The sequence below is a fragment of the Streptomyces hirsutus genome (assembly GCF_001418415.1).
Lineage (GTDB): Bacteria > Actinomycetota > Actinomycetes > Streptomycetales > Streptomycetaceae > Streptomyces > Streptomyces hirsutus.
This window is the reverse complement of sequence record NZ_LIQT01000026.1, coordinates 1-16,814: the sequence shown is the minus strand read 5'-3', so window position 1 is coordinate 16,814 and position 16,814 is coordinate 1. Positions and strand designations below refer to the sequence as shown.

At 71.5% G+C, this 16,814-nt stretch carries 15 protein-coding genes and 1 pseudogene; 8 read left to right on the top strand and 8 right to left on the bottom strand.

The genetic code is table 11. The features are described 5' to 3' along the window. Window positions 1-237 precede the first annotated feature (237 nt). From AOK11_RS02355 to AOK11_RS02345, 3 genes are read left to right on the top strand one after another with little or no spacing between them, the layout of a single operon-like run. Entirely contained in the window at window positions 238-1,620 is a 1,383-nt protein-coding gene (locus tag AOK11_RS02355; protein ID WP_055591947.1) for a ferredoxin reductase family protein, read from the top strand. Between the two features lie 39 nt (window positions 1,621-1,659). Continuing rightward, on the top strand, window positions 1,660-2,829 hold the full coding sequence (locus AOK11_RS02350) for an FMN-binding protein (protein WP_055591946.1): 1,170 nt from the start codon (window positions 1,660-1,662) through the stop codon (window positions 2,827-2,829). A 55-nt stretch (window positions 2,830-2,884) separates the two neighbouring features. Beyond that, complete coding sequence (locus AOK11_RS02345; protein ID WP_055591945.1) at window positions 2,885-3,622, top strand: FAD:protein FMN transferase; 738 nt, start codon at window positions 2,885-2,887, stop codon at window positions 3,620-3,622. Between the two features lie 66 nt (window positions 3,623-3,688). Here AOK11_RS02345 and AOK11_RS02340 read toward each other — a convergent pair whose 3' ends face one another. From AOK11_RS02340 to argC, 5 genes are all read right to left on the bottom strand, one after another. Further along, window positions 3,689-4,228 carry an arginine repressor gene (locus tag AOK11_RS02340; RefSeq protein ID WP_055591944.1) on the bottom strand — a complete coding sequence of 180 codons (540 nt, stop codon included), beginning with the start codon at window positions 4,226-4,228 and terminating at the stop codon, window positions 3,689-3,691. Window positions 4,229-4,306: 78 nt separating this feature from the next. Then, on the bottom strand, window positions 4,307-5,515 hold the full coding sequence (locus AOK11_RS02335) for an acetylornithine transaminase (protein ID WP_055591943.1): 1,209 nt from the start codon (window positions 5,513-5,515) through the stop codon (window positions 4,307-4,309). Beyond that, window positions 5,512-6,486, bottom strand: a complete 975-nt coding sequence (argB, locus tag AOK11_RS02330; RefSeq protein ID WP_055591942.1) for an acetylglutamate kinase — start codon at window positions 6,484-6,486, stop codon at window positions 5,512-5,514. Before argB ends, AOK11_RS02335 begins: the two co-directional genes overlap by 4 nt. Continuing rightward, window positions 6,483-7,634, bottom strand: a complete 1,152-nt coding sequence (argJ, locus tag AOK11_RS02325) for a bifunctional glutamate N-acetyltransferase/amino-acid acetyltransferase ArgJ (RefSeq protein ID WP_055591941.1) — start codon at window positions 7,632-7,634, stop codon at window positions 6,483-6,485. The genes argB and argJ overlap by 4 nt, the downstream gene beginning before the upstream one ends. After that, window positions 7,631-8,671, bottom strand: coding sequence for an N-acetyl-gamma-glutamyl-phosphate reductase (gene argC, locus AOK11_RS02320; RefSeq protein WP_055591940.1), 1,041 nt, complete (start codon window positions 8,669-8,671; stop codon window positions 7,631-7,633). Before argC ends, argJ begins: the two co-directional genes overlap by 4 nt. Window positions 8,672-8,950: 279 nt before the next feature. Here argC and AOK11_RS02315 point away from each other — a divergent pair, with 279 nt between their 5' ends. The 3 genes from AOK11_RS02315 to AOK11_RS02305 all read left to right on the top strand — a co-directional run bounded on the left by AOK11_RS02315 (window position 8,951) and on the right by AOK11_RS02305 (window position 13,025). After that, on the top strand, window positions 8,951-9,622 hold the full coding sequence (locus AOK11_RS02315; protein WP_055591939.1) for a HEAT repeat domain-containing protein: 672 nt from the start codon (window positions 8,951-8,953) through the stop codon (window positions 9,620-9,622). Between the two features lie 3 nt (window positions 9,623-9,625). Beyond that, entirely contained in the window at window positions 9,626-10,630 is a 1,005-nt protein-coding gene (locus AOK11_RS02310; protein WP_055591938.1) for a MerR family transcriptional regulator, read from the top strand. 382 nt (window positions 10,631-11,012) lie between these two features. Next, window positions 11,013-13,025: a HEAT repeat domain-containing protein gene (locus AOK11_RS02305; RefSeq protein WP_055591937.1), complete on the top strand. Its 2,013-nt coding sequence runs from the start codon at window positions 11,013-11,015 to the stop codon at window positions 13,023-13,025. Between the two features lie 300 nt (window positions 13,026-13,325). Here AOK11_RS02305 and AOK11_RS02300 read toward each other — a convergent pair whose 3' ends face one another. From AOK11_RS02300 to AOK11_RS02295, 3 genes are all read right to left on the bottom strand, one after another. After that, on the bottom strand, window positions 13,326-14,840 hold the full coding sequence (locus tag AOK11_RS02300) for a hypothetical protein (RefSeq protein WP_055591949.1): 1,515 nt from the start codon (window positions 14,838-14,840) through the stop codon (window positions 13,326-13,328). Between the two features lie 69 nt (window positions 14,841-14,909). Then, window positions 14,910-15,110: a DUF397 domain-containing protein gene (locus tag AOK11_RS38905; protein ID WP_079034576.1), complete on the bottom strand. Its 201-nt coding sequence runs from the start codon at window positions 15,108-15,110 to the stop codon at window positions 14,910-14,912. Then, entirely contained in the window at window positions 15,107-15,970 is an 864-nt protein-coding gene (locus tag AOK11_RS02295) for a helix-turn-helix domain-containing protein (RefSeq protein ID WP_055591948.1), read from the bottom strand. Before AOK11_RS02295 ends, AOK11_RS38905 begins: the two co-directional genes overlap by 4 nt. A 181-nt stretch (window positions 15,971-16,151) precedes the next feature. Between AOK11_RS02295 and AOK11_RS02290 the strand changes: the two genes are divergently transcribed. Both AOK11_RS02290 and AOK11_RS02285 read left to right on the top strand, forming a co-directional pair. Next, the gene (locus AOK11_RS02290) at window positions 16,152-16,445 is read left to right on the top strand and encodes an ArsR/SmtB family transcription factor (protein ID WP_055591936.1); all 294 of its coding nucleotides are present in this window, start codon (window positions 16,152-16,154) and stop codon (window positions 16,443-16,445) included. Continuing rightward, window positions 16,442-16,814, top strand: a pseudogene (locus AOK11_RS02285) (VOC family protein); the annotation flags it as partial. The gene AOK11_RS02290 and the pseudogene AOK11_RS02285, both read left to right, overlap by 4 nt.

The window sequence follows — 16,814 nt, the reverse complement described above, 5'->3', positions numbered from 1 at the left end:
CAGGAAGGAGCACGTCGCGACGAGCCTCGACGGCCTCCCCGGGCTGCCCCTGCCACTGCCCCCGTCCCCGGCCCCCGTTCCGTCCCCGGTCCCGCGGCATCCGGCGTCCCCGGAGGCCGCGGCCCAGGACATGTCCTAGGCCTGCCGCGAAAGTCCGTCCCGCCTCCGGATATCGCTGAACGCTCCCGTGTCACGGCACGTATGTGTGGGCCAAGGGCCAAGTCCCACGGAGGAACCGTGACCACCACGCTCGCAGGCGGACGTGCCGCCCGCCGTCAGACGATGCGCCGCATCCGTCCGCGCCGCTCACCCGCCGTGCCCCTGCTGCTCGCCGTGGGGGCGGGCGCGGTGGCCGTGCTGTGGTTGTGGTGGGACAACACACCGTCCATCTCGGACACCACCGGCCGGATCATCGCCGCGGGCCGCATCACCGGCCTCCTGGCCGGCTATCTGATGGCCCTCGTGGTGCTGCAGATGGCCCGGGTGCCCGCACTGGAACGCCGGGTGGGCTCGGACCGGGTCGCCCGCTGGCACGCGATGAGCGGGCGCTACACCGTCAGCCTGGTCATCGCCCACGTCTTCCTCATCATGTGGGGCTACGCCCTCCAGGCGGGCAAGACCCTCGGCGACATCGTCCAGCAGACGATCACCTCGGTCGAGCAGCTGCCGGACATGGGCAAGGCCGCCATCGGCACGGGTCTGCTGTTCGTGATCGCCTTCCTCTCGATCGGCCCGGTCCGCCGGCGGCTGCCGTACGACAGCTGGTACCACGTGCACCTGCTGACGTACGCGGCGATGTACCTGACGTTCTGGCACCAGATCACCACCGGCAACGAGTTCGCCGTGGAACCGTCCGCGAAGACCTTCTGGTACGGGCTCTACGGCGTCGTCACCGCGCTGGTCCTCTGGTACCGGGTGCTCACCCCGATCCGGCTGAACCTGCGTCACCGGATGCGGGTGGAGGCGGTCATCGAGGAGACGCCGGGCATCGTGTCGGTACTGATCGGCGGGCGCAAGCTGCACCGGATCGGCGCCGAGGCGGGGCAGTTCTTCCGCTGGCGGTTCCTGGCGCCGGGGATGCGGTTCAGCTCCCATCCGTACTCGCTGTCGGCGGCGCCCCGCCCCGACATGCTGCGGATCACCGTGAAGGCGATCGGCGACCACACCGCCCGGCTGCGCGAGCTGGAGCCCGGCACGCGGGTGTGGGCGGAGGGCCCCTACGGGGCGCTGACCGCCCAGCGCCGCAGCCGCGGCAAGGTGCTGCTGGTCGCGGGCGGCGTGGGCATCACGCCGATGCGGGCCCTGTTCGAGACGCTGCCGGGCGCCTCCGGCGACATCACCCTGCTCTACCGGGCCAACACCACCCACGACCTGGCCCTGTGGAACGAGCTGGCCAAGATCGCCGACGAGCGCGGCGCCCGCCTGATGTACGCGGTGAACAGCCCCGACGGGGAACGCCCCGACATCTCCGCGGACAGCCTGCGCCGCAAGATTCCCGACATCGACGACCACGACGTCTTCATGTGCGGCCCGCCCGGGTTCGCCCAGTCGGTCTACGACGCACTGCGCGGCGCCGGGGTCCCCGCCCGCCGTATCCACCACGAGTCGTTCGAGATGTGAGCGACGGGTCATCCACACCCATCAGGAGCTTGAGAAACGATGAGGAAGAGTCACCCCGTCCGGCGTGCTGTGCTGGCCACCGCCGCCACCGTCTCCGGGATCGTGCTGCTGCTGACGCTGAAGCCCGGTTCCGACCAGGGCTCGGCCGACGCGGCCGGCAGCGCGGTCCCGCCCGCGGCGGCGCAGTCCCCGCAGGGCGGCGCCCAGGCCATCGCGAACGGCACCGTCACCGGTGACGCGGCCGACACCCAGTACGGCGCGGTGCAGGTGCGCCTGACCGTGAGCGGCGGAAAGATCACCAAGGCCGAGGCCGTCCAGTCCCCCAAGGGCGGCCAGAGCGACCAGATCAACGCCAACGCCGTGCCGAAGCTCAACCAGGCCGCGGTCACGGCGCAGGGCGCCGAAATCGACGCGGTCTCCGGCGCGACGTACACCAGCACCGGATACAAGAAGTCCCTCCAGTCCGCACTGGACAAGGCGAAGGCCGCCGGAGCGGCCGGGAGCGGGAACGATCAGGGCGGTGCGGGCGGCGCGCAGGCCCTCGGCGACGGCACGGTCACCGGTGACGCGGCCGACACCCAGTACGGCGCGGTGCAGGTGCGCCTGACCGTGAGCGGCGGAAAGATCACCAAGGCCGAGGCCGTCCAGTCCCCCGAGGGCGGCCAGAGCGACCAGATCAACGCCAACGCCGTGCCGAAGCTCAACCAGGCCGCGGTCACGGCACAGGGCGCCGAAATCGACGCGGTCTCCGGCGCCACGTACACCAGCACCGGATACAAGAAGTCCCTCCAGTCCGCACTGGACAAGGCGAAGGCCGCCGGAGCGGCCGGAGCCGCCGAGAGCGGTGGCGGCTCCGCCGCGGACGCGTCCACCGGTGACGGTTCCGCCGGAAGCGGGCAGGGCGGAGGCGGAGGAAACGCCCGGGCCGCCCTCGAGGACGGCACCGTCACCGGTGACGCGGTGCAGACGGAGTACGGAGCCGTGCAGGTCCGGATCACCGTCGAGGGCGGGAAGATCACCAAGGCCGAGGCCGTGCAGGCCCCCAAGGGCGGCCAGAGCGACCGGGTCACCAACCAGTCCGTCCCGAGGCTCAACCAGGCCGTCGTGAAGACCGGCGGCGCGGACGTCGACGCCGTGTCGGGCGCGACGTACACCAGCGCCGGGTACAAGAAGTCGCTGCAGTCCGCGCTGGACCAGGCCGGTGGCTGAGACGGTGGCCGAGTCCGCACAGGCTCCCGCCGCGGTGCGTCGTACGGAGGAGACGATGGGGACCGTCTTCTCCTTCGACGTCCGCGGCGGGCAACCCGCTGCCGTGCAGGCGGCGTTGGAGGATGCGGCCGCCGGCCTGCGCCGCGTCGACGAGGTGTTCAGCACCTATCGGGACGACTCGCAGATCTCGCGGCTGGCGCGCGGCGAGCTGACGGTCGCGGAGTGCGACCCCGAGGTCGCCGAGGTACTGGAGCTGGCCGCGGAGGCGGAACGGGTGAGCGACGGCTGGTTCAGCACCCGCTACCGGGGCCGGCTCGACCCGACCGGCATCGTCAAGGGCTGGGCCACCGAGCGGGCCGCGCGCCGGCTCGCGGAGGCCGGGGCGGTCGGGGTGAGTCTCAACGGCGGCGGTGACGTGCAGTTGCTGGGGACGCCGGGCGCCGGGCGGCCGTGGCGGGTGGGGGTGTCGGACCCGCTCCGTCCGGGCGGCCTGGCGGCCGTCGTCTCCGCCGCCGGGGCCGACGAGCTGGCCGTCGCCACCTCGGGCACCGCCGAGCGCGGCGATCACATCGTCGACCCGCGCACCGGCCGCTCCGCCGTGACCGACCTGGTCGCGGTGACGGTGGTGGCGCCCCGGCTGACCTGGGCCGACTGCTGGGCCACGGCCGCCTTCGCGATGGGGTCCCGGGAGGGGCTCGCGTGGCTGGAGACGCTGCCCGACGTGGAGGCGCTGCTGATCACCGCGGGCGACGAGGTGCGCTGCACGGGGGGCCTGGCGTCCCGGCTGGGATGAATCCCGGCCGGTGCCGGGGGACGCCGAGACCGTCCGTACGGGGCCGCGGGCAGCCGCGCGGCCCTTTCAGTTCCCGTTCTGCGCCAGCCGCAGCATGTGCTCGGCCAGCGCCTGCCCGCCCGCCGGGTCGCGGCTGATCAGCATGAGGGTGTCGTCGCCGGCGATGGTCCCCAGGATGTCGTGCAGTTCGGCCTGGTCGATCGCCGAGGCCAGGAACTGGGCGGCGCCGGGCGGGGTGCGCAGGACGACGAGGTTGGCGGACGCCTCCGCGGAGATCAGCAGTTCCTGGGAGAGCCGCCGCATCCGCTCCTCCTTGGCGGACTCGCCCAGTGGTGCGCGCGGGGTGCGGAAGCCGCCCTCGCTGGGCACCGCGTAGATGAGGTCGCCGTCGGTGTGGCGGATCTTCACCGCGTTCAGCTCGTCCAGGTCCCGGGAGAGCGTCGCCTGGGTGACGGTCAGTCCGTGGTCGGCGAGCAGTTTCGCCAACTGGCTCTGCGAACGCACCGGTTGACGGTTGAGGATGTCCACGATCCGGCGGTGACGCGCGGTGCGGGTCTGCGGTACGGCAGGCCCGGCAGGCTGTCCGTGGTCCTGATCGTGGCTCATCGGCGTCTCATTCTCCGCTTGTCCTCGGGGGCGTTCTTCGGCTTGTGGCGTGGTTCTCGCCCCGGTTCGTGGTCCGGCTCACTGTCCGGCTGGTCCTTCTCCGTCCGCCGCCCGGCGGACGGCGTCCAGGATGCCGGGCAGCGCCCCGAGGAAGGCGTCCACCGCGTCGTCCCCGAGGATCAGCGGCGGCATGAGCCGTACGACATCGGGGGCGGGCGCGTTCACCAGGAAACCGGCGTCCTGAGCCGCCTGTTGCGCCTGGGGCGCGAGCGGTTCGGTGAGCACGATACCCAGGAGGAGGCCGGCGCCCCGGACGTGGCTGATCAGTGGGTTGCCGAGGTTCTCGATCCCGTCGCGGAGCCGCTCGCCCTGCCGCTTGACGTTCTCGAGCAGTCCTTCGCTCTCGATGGTGTCGAGGACGGCGAGTCCGGCGGCGCAGGCGACCGGGTTGCCCCCGAAGGTCGTGCCGTGATGGCCGGGGCGCAGCAGGTCCGCGGCGCGGCCGAAGGCGACGGTCGCGCCGATCGGCAGCCCGCCGCCGAGCCCTTTGGCGAGGGTGACGACGTCGGGCAGGACTCCTTCGTGGGCCTGGTACTCGAACCAGTTGCCGGTGCGGCCGATGCCGGTCTGCACCTCGTCCAGGACGAGCAGCGCGCCCGTGGCGGCCGTGATGGCGCGGGCGGCCTTCAGGTAGCCGGGCGGGGGCACCACGACCCCGTTCTCGCCCTGGATCGGCTCGATGACGACCAGCGCCGTGTCCGCGGTGACCGCGGCGGCCAGGGCCTGCGCGTCGCCGTAGGGCACATGGGTGACGTCCCCGGGCAGCGGTGCGAACGGCTCCCGCTTGCCCGGCTGGCCGGTCAGCGCGAGGGCGCCCATGGTGCGGCCGTGGAAGCCGCCGTCGGTGGCGACCATGTGGGCCCGGCCGGTCAGCCGTCCGATCTTGAACGCGGCCTCGTTGGCCTCGGCGCCCGAGTTGCAGAAGTACACCCGGCCGTCACGGCCGAAGAGCCGCAGGAGCCGTTCGGCGAGCTCGACGGGCGGCTCGGCGACGAACAGGTTGGAGACATGGCCCAGGGAGGCGATCTGCCGGCTGACGGCCTCGACGACGGCCGGGTGGGCGTGGCCGAGCGCGTTGACGGCGATCCCGCCGACGAAGTCGGTGTACTCCTTGCCGTCGGCGTCGCGGACGGTGGCACCCGCGCCGCTGACCAGGGACAGCTTCGGCGTGCCGTAGTTGTTCATGAGCGCGCCCTGCCACCGCGCGCTCAGCTCCTCGTTGCTCACGACTCCCCCTGTGCGTGCGGTGTCTCGTCCTGTGCGTGCGGTGCCCCGGCGGCGACGGCTGCCTCGGGGGTCTCGTCCGGGGTCCCGTCGGGTACGACCATGGTGCCGATGCCCTCGTCGGTGAAGATCTCCAGCAGGATCGAGTGCTGGACCCGGCCGTCGATGACGCGGGCGGTGGTCACGCCGTTGCGCACGGCGTGCAGGCAGCCCTCCATCTTCGGCACCATGCCCGAGGACAGCTCCGGCAGCAGCTTCTCGAGCTGGGTCGCGGTGAGGCGGCTGATCACCTCGTCGGAGTTCGGCCAGTCCTCGTAGAGCCCCTCGACGTCGGTGAGGACCATGAGGGTCTCGGCGTCCAGAGCAGCAGCGAGTGCCGCAGCCGCCGTATCAGCATTGACGTTGTAGACATGGTGGTCGTCCTGGGAACGGGCGATCGACGAGACGACCGGGATGCGGCCGTCGGCGAGCAGCGCCTCGATGGCGCCGGTGTCGATCTCGGTGATCTCGCCGACCCGGCCGATGTCGACCGGTTCCCCGTCGATCTCGGGCCGGTGCCGGGTCGCGGTGATGGTGTGCGCGTCCTCGCCGGTGAGGCCGACGGCGAAGGGTCCGTGCCGGTTGAGCAGCCCGACCAGTTCGCGCTGCACCTGTCCGGCCAGCACCATCCGTACGACGTCCATGGCGTCCTCGGTGGTCACCCTGAGGCCGGCCTTGAACTCGCTGACGATGCCGTGCCGGTCGAGCGCGGCGCTGATCTGCGGGCCGCCGCCGTGCACGACGACCGGCTTGAGGCCTGCGTGCCGCAGGAAGACCACGTCCTGGGCGAAGGCGTTCTTCAGCTCCTCGTTCACCATGGCGTTGCCGCCGAACTTGATGACGACGGTCTTCCCGTGGTGCCGGGTCAGCCAGGGCAGCGCCTCGATGAGGATCTGCGCCTTGGGCAGGGCGGTGTGCTTGCGGGTGGTGCTCATGAGGAGTACGCGCTGTTCTCGTGGACGTAGTCGGCGGTGAGGTCGTTGGTCCAGATGGTGGCGGTCGCGTCACCGGCACCCAGGTCGGCGACGATGTGGACCTCGCGGTAGCGCATGTCGACCTTGCCGCGGTCCTCGCCGACACCGCCGTTCTTGCACACCCAGACGCCGTTGATGGCGACGTCGAGTGCGTCGGGCTCGAAGGCGGCCTTCGTCGTGCCGATCGCGGACAGCACCCGGCCCCAGTTGGGGTCCTCGCCGTGGATGGCGCACTTGAGGAGGTTGTTGCGGGCGATGGAGCGGCCCACCTCGACGGCGTCGTCCTCGGTCGCGGCGCCCACCACCTCGACCTTGATGTCCTTGCTGGCGCCCTCGGCGTCGCGGATGAGCTGCTGTCCGAGGTCGTCGCAGACGGCGCGTACGGCCTCGGCGAACTCCTCGTACGCGGGGGTGACGCCGGCCGCGCCGGAGGCGAGCAGCAGCACGGTGTCGTTGGTGGACATGCAGCCGTCGGAGTCGACGCGGTCGAAGGTGACGCGGGTCGCGGCGCGCAGGGCCCGGTCCAGTGCCCCGGCTTCGACGTCGGCGTCGGTGGTGAGGACGACCAGCATGGTGGCGAGGCCGGGGGCGAGCATGCCGGCGCCCTTGGCCATGCCGCCGACGGTCCAGCCGTCCTTCGTCACGACGGACGTCTTGTGCACACTGTCCGTGGTCTTGATGGCGATGGCGGCCTTCTCACCGCCGTGCTCGGACAGCCGGCCCGCGGCCGTCTCGACTCCCGGGAGCAGCTTGTCCATGGGAAGCGTGACACCGATGAGGCCGGTGGAGCAGACGGCGATCTCGCCCGCGCCGGCCCCGAGCACCTCGGCGGCCTTCTCCGCGGTGGCGTGGGTGTCCTGGAAACCCTTCGGTCCCGTACAGGCGTTGGCGCCACCGGAGTTGAGGACGACAGCGGCGACCTGCCCGCTCTTCAGCACCTGCTCGGACCAGAGCACGGGTGCGGCCTTGACACGGTTGGAGGTGAAGACGCCCGCGGCGGCGCGGCGCGGTCCGTCGTTGACCACGAGGGCCAGGTCCGGGTTGCCGTTCTCCTTGATCCCGGCGGCGATGCCCGCCGCCGTGAATCCCTTTGCTGCCGTCACACTCACGGCGCGACTCCGATCGTCGTCAGTCCGGTGGACTCGTCGAGCCCGAGGGCGATGTTCATGCTCTGCAGAGCGCCGCCCGCGGTGCCCTTGGTGAGGTTGTCGATGGCGCTGATCGCGATGATCCGCCCCGCGGCCTCGTCGTACGCGACCTGGATCTGAACGGCGTTGGAACCGTGGACGGACGCCGTCGCGGGCCACTGGCCCTCGGGGAGGAGGCGGACGAAGGGTTCGTCGGCGAACGCCTTCTCGTAGGCGGTCCGGACGGACCCGGCGGTGACACCGGGCCGGGCCTTCGCGGTGCAGGTGGCGAGGATGCCGCGGGGCATCGGCGCGAGCGTCGGCGTGAAGGAGACGGAGACCCGCTCCCCCGCCGCCGCGCTGAGGTTCTGGATCATCTCGGGGGTGTGCCGGTGGACGCCGCCGACGCCGTACGGCGACATCGACCCCATGACCTCGCTGCCCAGCAGGTGCGGCTTGGCCGCCTTGCCCGCGCCGGAGGTGCCGGAGGCGGCGACGATCACCGCCTCGGCCTCGGCGAGGCCCGCCGTGTACGCCGGGACCAGGGCGAGCGAGACGGCGGTCGGGTAGCAACCGGGCACCGCGATGCGCTTGGACCCCTCCAGCGCGGCGCGGCCGCCCGGCAGTTCGGGCAGGCCGTAGGGCCAGGTACCGGCGTGCGGGGAGCCGTAGTACCGCTCCCAGTCGGCGGCGTCGGCGAGCCGGTGGTCGGCGCCCATGTCGACGACGAGCACCTCCGGGCCGAGCTGCTCGGCGACGGCGGCGGACTGGCCGTGCGGCAGCGCGAGGAAGACCACGTCATGCCGTCGGCCCTGCCCGGCGAGCACCTCGGCCGTGGTCGGCTCGAGCACCCGATCGGCGAGCGGCACCAGATGCGGCTGCAGGCTCCCGAGCCGCTGCCCGGCGTTGGAGTTCCCGGTCAGCGCACCGATCTCCACCCCGGGGTGCGCGAGCAGCAGCCTCAAGAGCTCGCCGCCCGCATATCCACTGGCCCCGGCCACAGCCACTCGTACGCTCACGGAAACCTCCTCCTCGATGGCATGACTATACGTATAGCCGCAGGTTTATGCAATGCGGACCGGGCTACAGCCATACATCGGTGAGATCCAGCGTGCCGGTCGGCCCTTCAGCCCTGCGGTCGGCCCGGCGGAGCATCATGGCCGGCCTGTCACCTGCCGCGTCCCGAGCGTGCCCTTCGAGCACGGCGCATCGTGAACATGCCGGTGATCGCGCAGCGGGCCCCGTTTGACCTTGACACGGTGACAAGGCCTTCACTGCTTGCCGAGGAGGTGGTCTCGATGACGGTCACGAGACAGGAGACGGATGCGGCACGAGCGGTCCGAGGGCTGGAGGACGATCGTTCGTCGGTGCGACTGCGGGCCGCTCTGGCGGTCGGCACGACGCCCGACCCGCGCTTCGTCGACAAGCTCGTCGAGCGCTGCGCGATCGAGCCCGAGTTCTTCGTCCGCGACATGCTGACCTGGGCGCTCACCCGCCACCCGGCGTCCATGACGCTTCCCGGGCTGCTCCGCGAAGTCCGCTCGGAGCGTGCGCAGGCACGGAGCCAGGCGCTGCACACGTTGTCCAAGATCGGGGACCGGCAGGCATGGCCGGCGATCACACGGGCGCTGCTGTCCGACGCCGACGACGAGGTGGCGCGGAGCGCCTGGCGGGCCGCGGTCGTACTTGTGCCGGAAGGCGAGGAGTCCGCGTTGGCCACGGCGTTGGCGACGCAGCTCGGGCGCGGTGGGCGGGAGACGCAGCTGAGTCTCAGCCGGGCGCTGGTCGCGCTGGGCGAAGTGACCGCGCCGGTTCTGCATGCTGCGACGACGGCCCCCGACCCGCACGTGTGCGCGCACGCGCTCGCCACACAACGGCTGCTGCGCGACCCGGACGCCGGATTCGAGTTCGCGACCGAGGAGGCCAAGCGCATCGTGGCCCTCGGCGGATCCGGCGAGGAGGGACGATAGGGAGTGTTGATCGGTGAGGTGGCGCGACGGTCCGGGGTCAGCGCCCGCATGCTCAGGCACTACGAGTCGCTCGGTCTGGTGCGGCCTTCGGGTCGTACGGGCTCCGGCTACCGGGAGTACTCCGGGGAGGACATCCGGCGGATCTTCCACATCGAGAGCTTGCGGTCGCTGGGGCTGTCGCTGCGTGAGATCGGGCGCGCGCTCGAAGATCCCGGCTTCACGCCCTCTGCGCTCGTCGGCGACCTCATCCGTCAAACGCGCGAACGCATCACGGCGGAGACCGAGATCCTCACGCGGCTGCGCCGGATCGATGCCGCGGATCCCGCCGACTGGGAGGACGTCCTCCAGGTCGTTGCGCTCCTCCAGGCGCTGGGCTCGAAGAGCGCCGACGCACGCCAGCGCGCTGCCCTTTCCTCGGTCGACGAGGTTCCGGTGCCGGTGGAGGCCCTGGTCGAGGCGGCACTGAGCGAGACGGAGCCGAACGTCGCCGGAGCCCTTCGATGGGCGCTGGCGCGATCGGGTGAGGGCGGCCCGGCGCTGCTGGCGGAGGGCCTCGGCTCACCGGTGGCCGCGGTACGGGAACGCGCCGTCCGGTCCCTCGCCGAGATGCCCGGTGATGAGGCTGTCGCGCAGCTGCGGGACGCTCTCGTGAACCCCGACGCCGTGGTCCGCGGGTACGCGGCTCTGGCGCTCGGGACCCGTGGGGTGGCCGACGCGGTCCCGACGCTCATCGACATGGTCGTGGAAGGAAGGAACGACACCGACGCAGCCGATGCGCTGAGCGTGCTGGCGAGCGGTGACGCGGCGGCGGATCGGATCGCGACCGGGCTCATCGACCGCCTCGCCCACGACACCACTCGAGCGCCTGCACGCGGGCGGCTGACCCAGGCGCTGGCGGGCATCCCGGGGACGAGGGTGTCACGTGCCCTCGTGGAGCTGTCGCATGACGGGGACCGTGCCGTGGCGCTGACCGCGGCGTACCTTCTTCAACTGCGCGGCGCACGGTGACGGATCTCCCCCGGGGTGCGCGTACGCGGCCCGCGCGGGGCGGAGGGGTCCCAAAACCCATCACCGTCCGCCGAAGGGGGCCGGCGGACCTCCTGGCCCGGTTTCCGCAGCGCTGCCCCGACATCGCAACGGACGACGAGGCCACGGTCGTCCGCTTCCGGGTGTCGCTCCAACGCCCATGGCCACGGGACGTCGTCATCCCGGCACGCCTCAACTGAGGTTCAAAGAACGTCCACCACCCGGCCCGGCCTCGAAATGCCCCGGTCAGCAGCGCCCACCCCGTCCGGCGGGCCGACCGCGACGCTCAGCCGGGCCGACTCGGGCGCTGAAGGGCCGACTGAGCCGCTCGGTCACAGCCGGGTCCGACGCTAGGGTCCCGCACATGTGGGAAAGGCTGGGAGCGGTCGACTGGGCGGGGCTGGAGCACAACTACGGGTCCGCCGAGGACGTGCCCGGCCTACTGCACCGGTGCGCGGGCCCGGATCCGACGAACGCCGAGGAAGCAGCGGGAGAGCTGCTCAACCTGCTCTTCCATCAGGGCGGCTGGATCTGCTCCGCCGCCTCGGCCGCGCTGCCCTTCCTGCTTCACCTGGCTGCCGACCCGCATACGCCGAGCCGTCGCACGGTGCTGGAGCTGGTGGGCATGTTGGCGGCGGAGGGCGGACAGGTCACCGAAAGGTTCATGGATCCCGGCTGGGCACCGGCGTGGGAGCGGGTGCTGCCCGAAGTCCTTGCCCTGCTGGCCGACCCCGAGCCGGAGATCCGGCGCGCCGCGGCCGACGCGGCCGGTGCCTGTACCAGCCCCGGTGCGCTCCTGCTGCCCGAACTCCTGCGGTGCTGGCGGGCGGAGAGGGACCCGGTAACCCGGCTCGACCTGGTCCTCGCACTCGGCCAGGCACTCCGGCGGGAGCCGGCCGGTGACCGGTCCGACGAGGTCGTCTCCCGCCTCCGCTCACTGCTCGGCTCTCCGGAGTCTCAGCTTCGTCTGGCGGCGGTGCACACGCTCGCGGCAGGTGATCCGGGTCTCGCGGCGGGGCGGCTGGACCTCCTGCTGGACGCTGTTCGCGATCCGAGCGTGGAGTTGTGGCAGCACACCAGCTCGCTGGAGAGCGGGGCGCAGGGTGTCCAGGTCTGGACGGCGGCGCTGTTCGCAGGCGCCTCCACCGCCTCTGTCGCCTTCACGCAAGGCCTGCTGGCCGACCATCCCGACGAAGGGCAGCGGATCGGTGCTCTGGCTCAGGCGGGCGGGCTGCTGTCGCAGTGGCGCTCGCCGACCGATGCGCTGATGCCGGCCCTCGTGGCCCGGCTGGACGATCCGGTCACCGAGGTGCGCTACCGGGCGGCCGAACTGCTGGCCTGCCTCGGCCCCTCGGCCGCTGCCCATGCCGACGCGGTCGCCGGGCTCCTCGGCGACACCGCGGCCCGGACGACACGTGGGGCGGAGACGGTCGCCGAGGCGGCGCTGTGGGCGCTGGCCCGGATGAATGATCCGCGCTGCCTACCGGGCCTGGCCGACATCACGGCCGGCTCCCGATCCGGTTTCGCATCGACCTCCGCCTTCTTCGGCAGCGCCCGCGACGCCTTCCACATCCCCGTCCTCCCCACCCTCGACGAGGTACTCGTTCACCTGCCGGACCACGCCGATCTGCTGCTGCCGGCAATCTGCGACCGGCTCGGCACCGCCACGGACATCCACGTGCTCCAGCGTCTCTGCGACGTGCTGGCCGCCTGGGGACCTGTCGCGCAACCGGCAGTGCCGCACCTGCTCGACCTGCTGGGCGACGACAAGAACTGGACCGCGGCGGCGACGGCCCTTGCCGGGATCGGGCCGGCGGGCGGCGCGGGGCGTGAACTGCTGCTGGCCCGATCGACCGCCGCAGGCTCAGGTTCCGACGCGGAGCTTGCCGCCTGGGCGTACTGGCAGGTCGGAGGGGACCCGGAACCGGCCCTGAAGGTGCTGGGGACCGCCGCCGCCGAGAGCGGCTCCCCCCACCCGGCCCTGTCCAAGCTGGCCGCCCTCGGCCGCCACGCCGCCGGCGTGACGGCCCTGCTACGCACCATGACCGGGGCCGCCGACACCTGGACCAGGATCGAGGCCGCGCACGCCCTGTGGGCCGCGACCGGCGACACGGGAAGCACCGTCCCGGTCCTTCTGGAGGCCGTGCAGGATCTGGCCGAGGACACCTACCTACCGGTCATGCTCCCCGCGGTGCGCCATCTGGCCCGGATCGGCGAGGCGGCCCGGCCCGCGGCTCATCTCCTGCGCGACCTGCCGAACCGTGACCGCCGCCTTCACTACTTCGGCGGCTGGCGCGCCTTCACCGAGGACGAGTCCGTACGCACCGCCGTCGACGAGCTGCTCATCACGGCCGGCGTCGGCTCCACCCATTGGTGATGTGATCAGGTGCGTGGCCGGCCGCGCCACCCGAAGCACTCAGCCGCACGGGGGAACCGGCCATGCGCCACGCCAGGGTGATGTGCATGCCGCCCTCGGCCAGGACCTCCAGGACCTCGGCGAACAGGTCGAAGGGCCGGCCGCACGGTGCCCGGTTCCGGGACAGGCGCTCGCGTGCGGTCGCGGCGTCCCGCCGGAGCAGGGTTGCGATGGGCCGCGAGGTGACTCAAGGCCGTGCGCTCCAGTGGGCGTGGAGACCCGAACCGACGAGGACGAGCAAGGAGCTTGCAGGCCGGACAGTTACAGGCGGAGGACGAGGTCCAACAACACGGCAAGCGGCAGCGACGGGTTGGCCGCCGCCGCTTCCGCCACCTGCCGGTCGGCGTCGGTGAGCAGGTCCACGACGACCGACGGTGAGAGGGCCGGGTGGCCGGCGGCTATGGGCCTCGCTCGGCTGTCCGCCAGGCAGGCGAGCAGCGCTCGGGCCGTCGCGTTCCGGTGTCGGGCAATCTCGCGGAATGCATTCTGCGCCGGTGGTTCGTGCCGGGTCAGGTACTCCAGCAGTGCCGGACTCGCGTCCGGGTTGGCCGCCACCTTGGCCAGGACCCGGGCTCCGTGACGGTCGACCATGGTCCGCAACCGAGCTTCGGCAAGACCCGGGTGCGGAGCGACGGATTTGGTTACTTTCACGTCGGGGTCGTCGGCCAGCGCGTCGCGGATCTCCGGTGGCAGGTCGCGTCGTTGAGCCACGAGCATGCGCACGGCCGGGTTCGGTGACTGCGCCAGCTGCCGAACCTCACCGGGCGACGCGACAGCGATCCGTGGCAGCAGAGTGGCACCGATCTTGGTGTCGTCGGCCAGGTGGACGAGTACGTCGAGCGGTACCTTCGGGTTGCCCGCGAGCCTGCGCCGCACGTCGTGGCCACGGTCGTCGGCCAGGGTGCGCATCAGCACGGCGTCGATCGCGGGGTTCCCGGCGAGGTCGGCCCGGACACCGGGGACAGGATCTGCGGCCAGCCGTCGGTACACCTCCGTGGGCAGACCGGGGCGCGCGGCAAGCGTCCAGCGCAGCAGCACCGAAGGATGGTCCACGAAGCCGACCACCGCTTCGGTGGGTGTCCCCGGATTCCGCAGCGCGGCCTCCTGGATCTCATGCATCGCGGACTCGTGGGACCCGTCGCAGGAAGCGCCCGGAGGCAGCTCGCAGTCGGGCCGCGGGCACTGCGGCTCGTGCATGAACGGCGGCGCTTCACGGGCACAGACCAGGCATCGACGCGCCGGAGGCAGCCCCTCGCTGATGAGCGCTGCCAGTACGTCCGGGGGCGTCGCCTCGTTGGCAGCCACCGCACGGCGGACCTCGGTGTGCGGATGGCCGGCGAGCCTGGTGGCCATGTCGGGCGTGGTCCACAACGCCACCTCTGCGACCACGCGTACATCCGGGTCCGCGGCGAGCGTCTCCGTCACATTCGCCGGGAGGCCGGGGCAGGCGGCCAGTTCCTCCCGGTGCTCCAGGACCGGATCGGCTGCGAAGCGGCGCGCCCATTCCGGGGTACCGGCTCGCTCGTCGAGCAGGGCGAGGGCAACGTGCGGCTGTGTCACCGGATCGACGTCGGCGGCGGCCAACAGGCCCGCATACGCAAGCTGCACACCGCTCGCCGGAACCCGTGCGGCCAACGCGACCGCCTGTGCATGGCTCAGGTCCTCCCGAGCGACGAGACCCACGGCGATGTCATCGTCCGCGACCGCGATCAGTCGGTCGACCAGCTCGGCCGGCAGGGCCGGATTGGCAGCGAGCCCGCACAGCACATGATCCACGAAGGCCATCCTGCATCTGTCCCTGACACCGTGCCAGGGGCAGAGATCAACAGACCGCGGTAACAAGCCCTATCGGGCCGTGAAACCGACGAATGCCGACCAGGCCGCGCGGTGCACCGAGACACCAGGGCGGTGTATGTCCTTGGAATCGCGTACATGCATTCCGTGCGGGCAGGACGCCACCTCGACGCACTCGCCGCCTTCCTCACTGCTGTAGCTGCTCTTGACCCACAGAAGCCCGGACGCGTGCTCCCGTACCCTGGCTTTCATAGCTCCCCCAGCAGTTCCTCGATGTGGCTGAGCGACGCCCGGGGCGTGAGCGCCTGTGCCCGCAGAATGCCGTACTTGACCTCAAGACCCTTCACGAGCCGCCGCTCAGTGTGCACATGGCTGACGTTCTGAACCTCGACGTAAGCGATCCTGCGCCCTTCGGCCGTCTCGATCAAGATGAAGGGACCGGCCATTCCAGCATTCTCCTCGCTGCCCAGCGGCATGACCTGGACCTCGACCGTCGGCCTCCGCCCGGCCAGCAGAATCTGTTCCAACTGGCCGCGCAACACGCTCCGGCCCCCGATCGGCCTTCGCAGCACGGACTCGTCGATGACGAAGCTCATCATCGGCTGAGGGCTCCGGCCATAGACCTCTTGACGCGCCAGGCGTGCCACGACTCGCCGGGCAATGGCATCCTCGTCGAGCGGCGGACGCATCATGCCGAACACCGCCTGCGCGTACTCCTCCGTCTGCAGCAGCCCCGGCACCGCCTGATTCGCGTACACGTGCAGTTCGACCGCTTCCGCCTCCAGTCGCGCCGCGTCCCGGAAGAACGCCGGATACTGCGCCCGCGCGACCTCCTCCTTCATCTCCTGGAGGACACCGCCCGCGTCCAGGAGTTCGTCCGCCCGGTCGATGAACTTCGGCGGCGGGATCCTGCGGCCCTGTTCGTACGCGGCGATCGTCGAGGGCGAGTAGCCCGTCGTCGAAGCGAAATCGGGCCGCTCCAGGCCCGCCCGGATCCGGAACCGCTTCAGCTGCCGCCCGAAGACACGCAGGATGCCGGAGTCCGCCCCCGCATCCTGTTCGCCTTCTTCCGCACCGGGCTCTTCGGCAGCCCGTCCCCTCAGTTCGCTCATGTGCATCACCGCCTCTCCCGTCAACGCGGCTCCGCGTCGAAGCGACACGCTCCGCCCCGCCCACACGCACCGACAGGCGCCGTACAGCGCCCAGGTGTGTGCACGCCGTTCGCCCCGCCGCACGAGAGCTCTTCCTCACCTCACTTGATAGGCAAGTCGCCACTTGCCTATTGTGTCGGTCATGGCGGAGGACGTCTTCAAGGCGCTGGCCGATCCGACCCGTCGGCGCATCCTCGATGAGCTGGCGGAACGGGACGGCCAGACGCTGTTCGAGATATGCACGCGACTGGTGACCAAGCACGGCCTGGGACTGTCCCGCCAGGCCGTCAGCCAGCACCTGGCCGTGCTGGAATCCGCGGGGCTGGTCCTTACCCGACGCCAGGGCCGCTACAAGTTCCACGACCTGAACACCGAGCCCCTTGAGCACATCGTGACCCGGTGGCTCAAGCCCGACAGACCGGAGAGCACGTCATGAGGATCCATCTGACCAGCGCCTTCGTCGACGACCAGGAAAAGGCCCTGCGCTTTTACACCGAGGTGCTGGGCTTCGTGAAGAAGCACGACCTCCCGCTGGGCGAGGACCGGTGGCTGACCGTCGTCTCGGCGGAGAGTCCCGACTGAACCGAGCTGCTGCTCGAGCCCTCCCGCCATCCCGTCGTGGCGGCGTACAAGACGGGGCTGGCCGAGGACGGCATCCCGGCCCTCTCCTTCGCCGTGGACGACGTACGCGCGGAGTTCGACCGGCTGCGCGGGCTCGGGGTGCAGTTCACCCAGGAGCCGCTGGAGATGGGCGGGGTCACCACCGCGGTTCTGGACGACACCTGCGGCAACCTGATCCAGATCG

Coding starts and splice junctions, on each gene's coding strand:
- AOK11_RS02305 (WP_055591937.1), top strand. CDS start 11,013: ATGTGGGAAAGGCTGGGAGCGGTCGACTGGGCGGGGCTGGAGCACAAC.
- AOK11_RS02295 (WP_055591948.1), bottom strand. CDS start 15,970: ATGAGCGAACTGAGGGGACGGGCTGCCGAAGAGCCCGGTGCGGAAGAA.
- argB (WP_055591942.1), bottom strand. CDS start 6,486: ATGAGCACCACCCGCAAGCACACCGCCCTGCCCAAGGCGCAGATCCTC.
- AOK11_RS02350 (WP_055591946.1), top strand. CDS start 1,660: ATGAGGAAGAGTCACCCCGTCCGGCGTGCTGTGCTGGCCACCGCCGCC.
- AOK11_RS38905 (WP_079034576.1), bottom strand. CDS start 15,110: ATGAAAGCCAGGGTACGGGAGCACGCGTCCGGGCTTCTGTGGGTCAAG.
- AOK11_RS02315 (WP_055591939.1), top strand. CDS start 8,951: ATGACGGTCACGAGACAGGAGACGGATGCGGCACGAGCGGTCCGAGGG.
- AOK11_RS02340 (WP_055591944.1), bottom strand. CDS start 4,228: ATGAGCCACGATCAGGACCACGGACAGCCTGCCGGGCCTGCCGTACCG.
- AOK11_RS02290 (WP_055591936.1), top strand. CDS start 16,152: ATGGCGGAGGACGTCTTCAAGGCGCTGGCCGATCCGACCCGTCGGCGC.
- AOK11_RS02345 (WP_055591945.1), top strand. CDS start 2,885: ATGGGGACCGTCTTCTCCTTCGACGTCCGCGGCGGGCAACCCGCTGCC.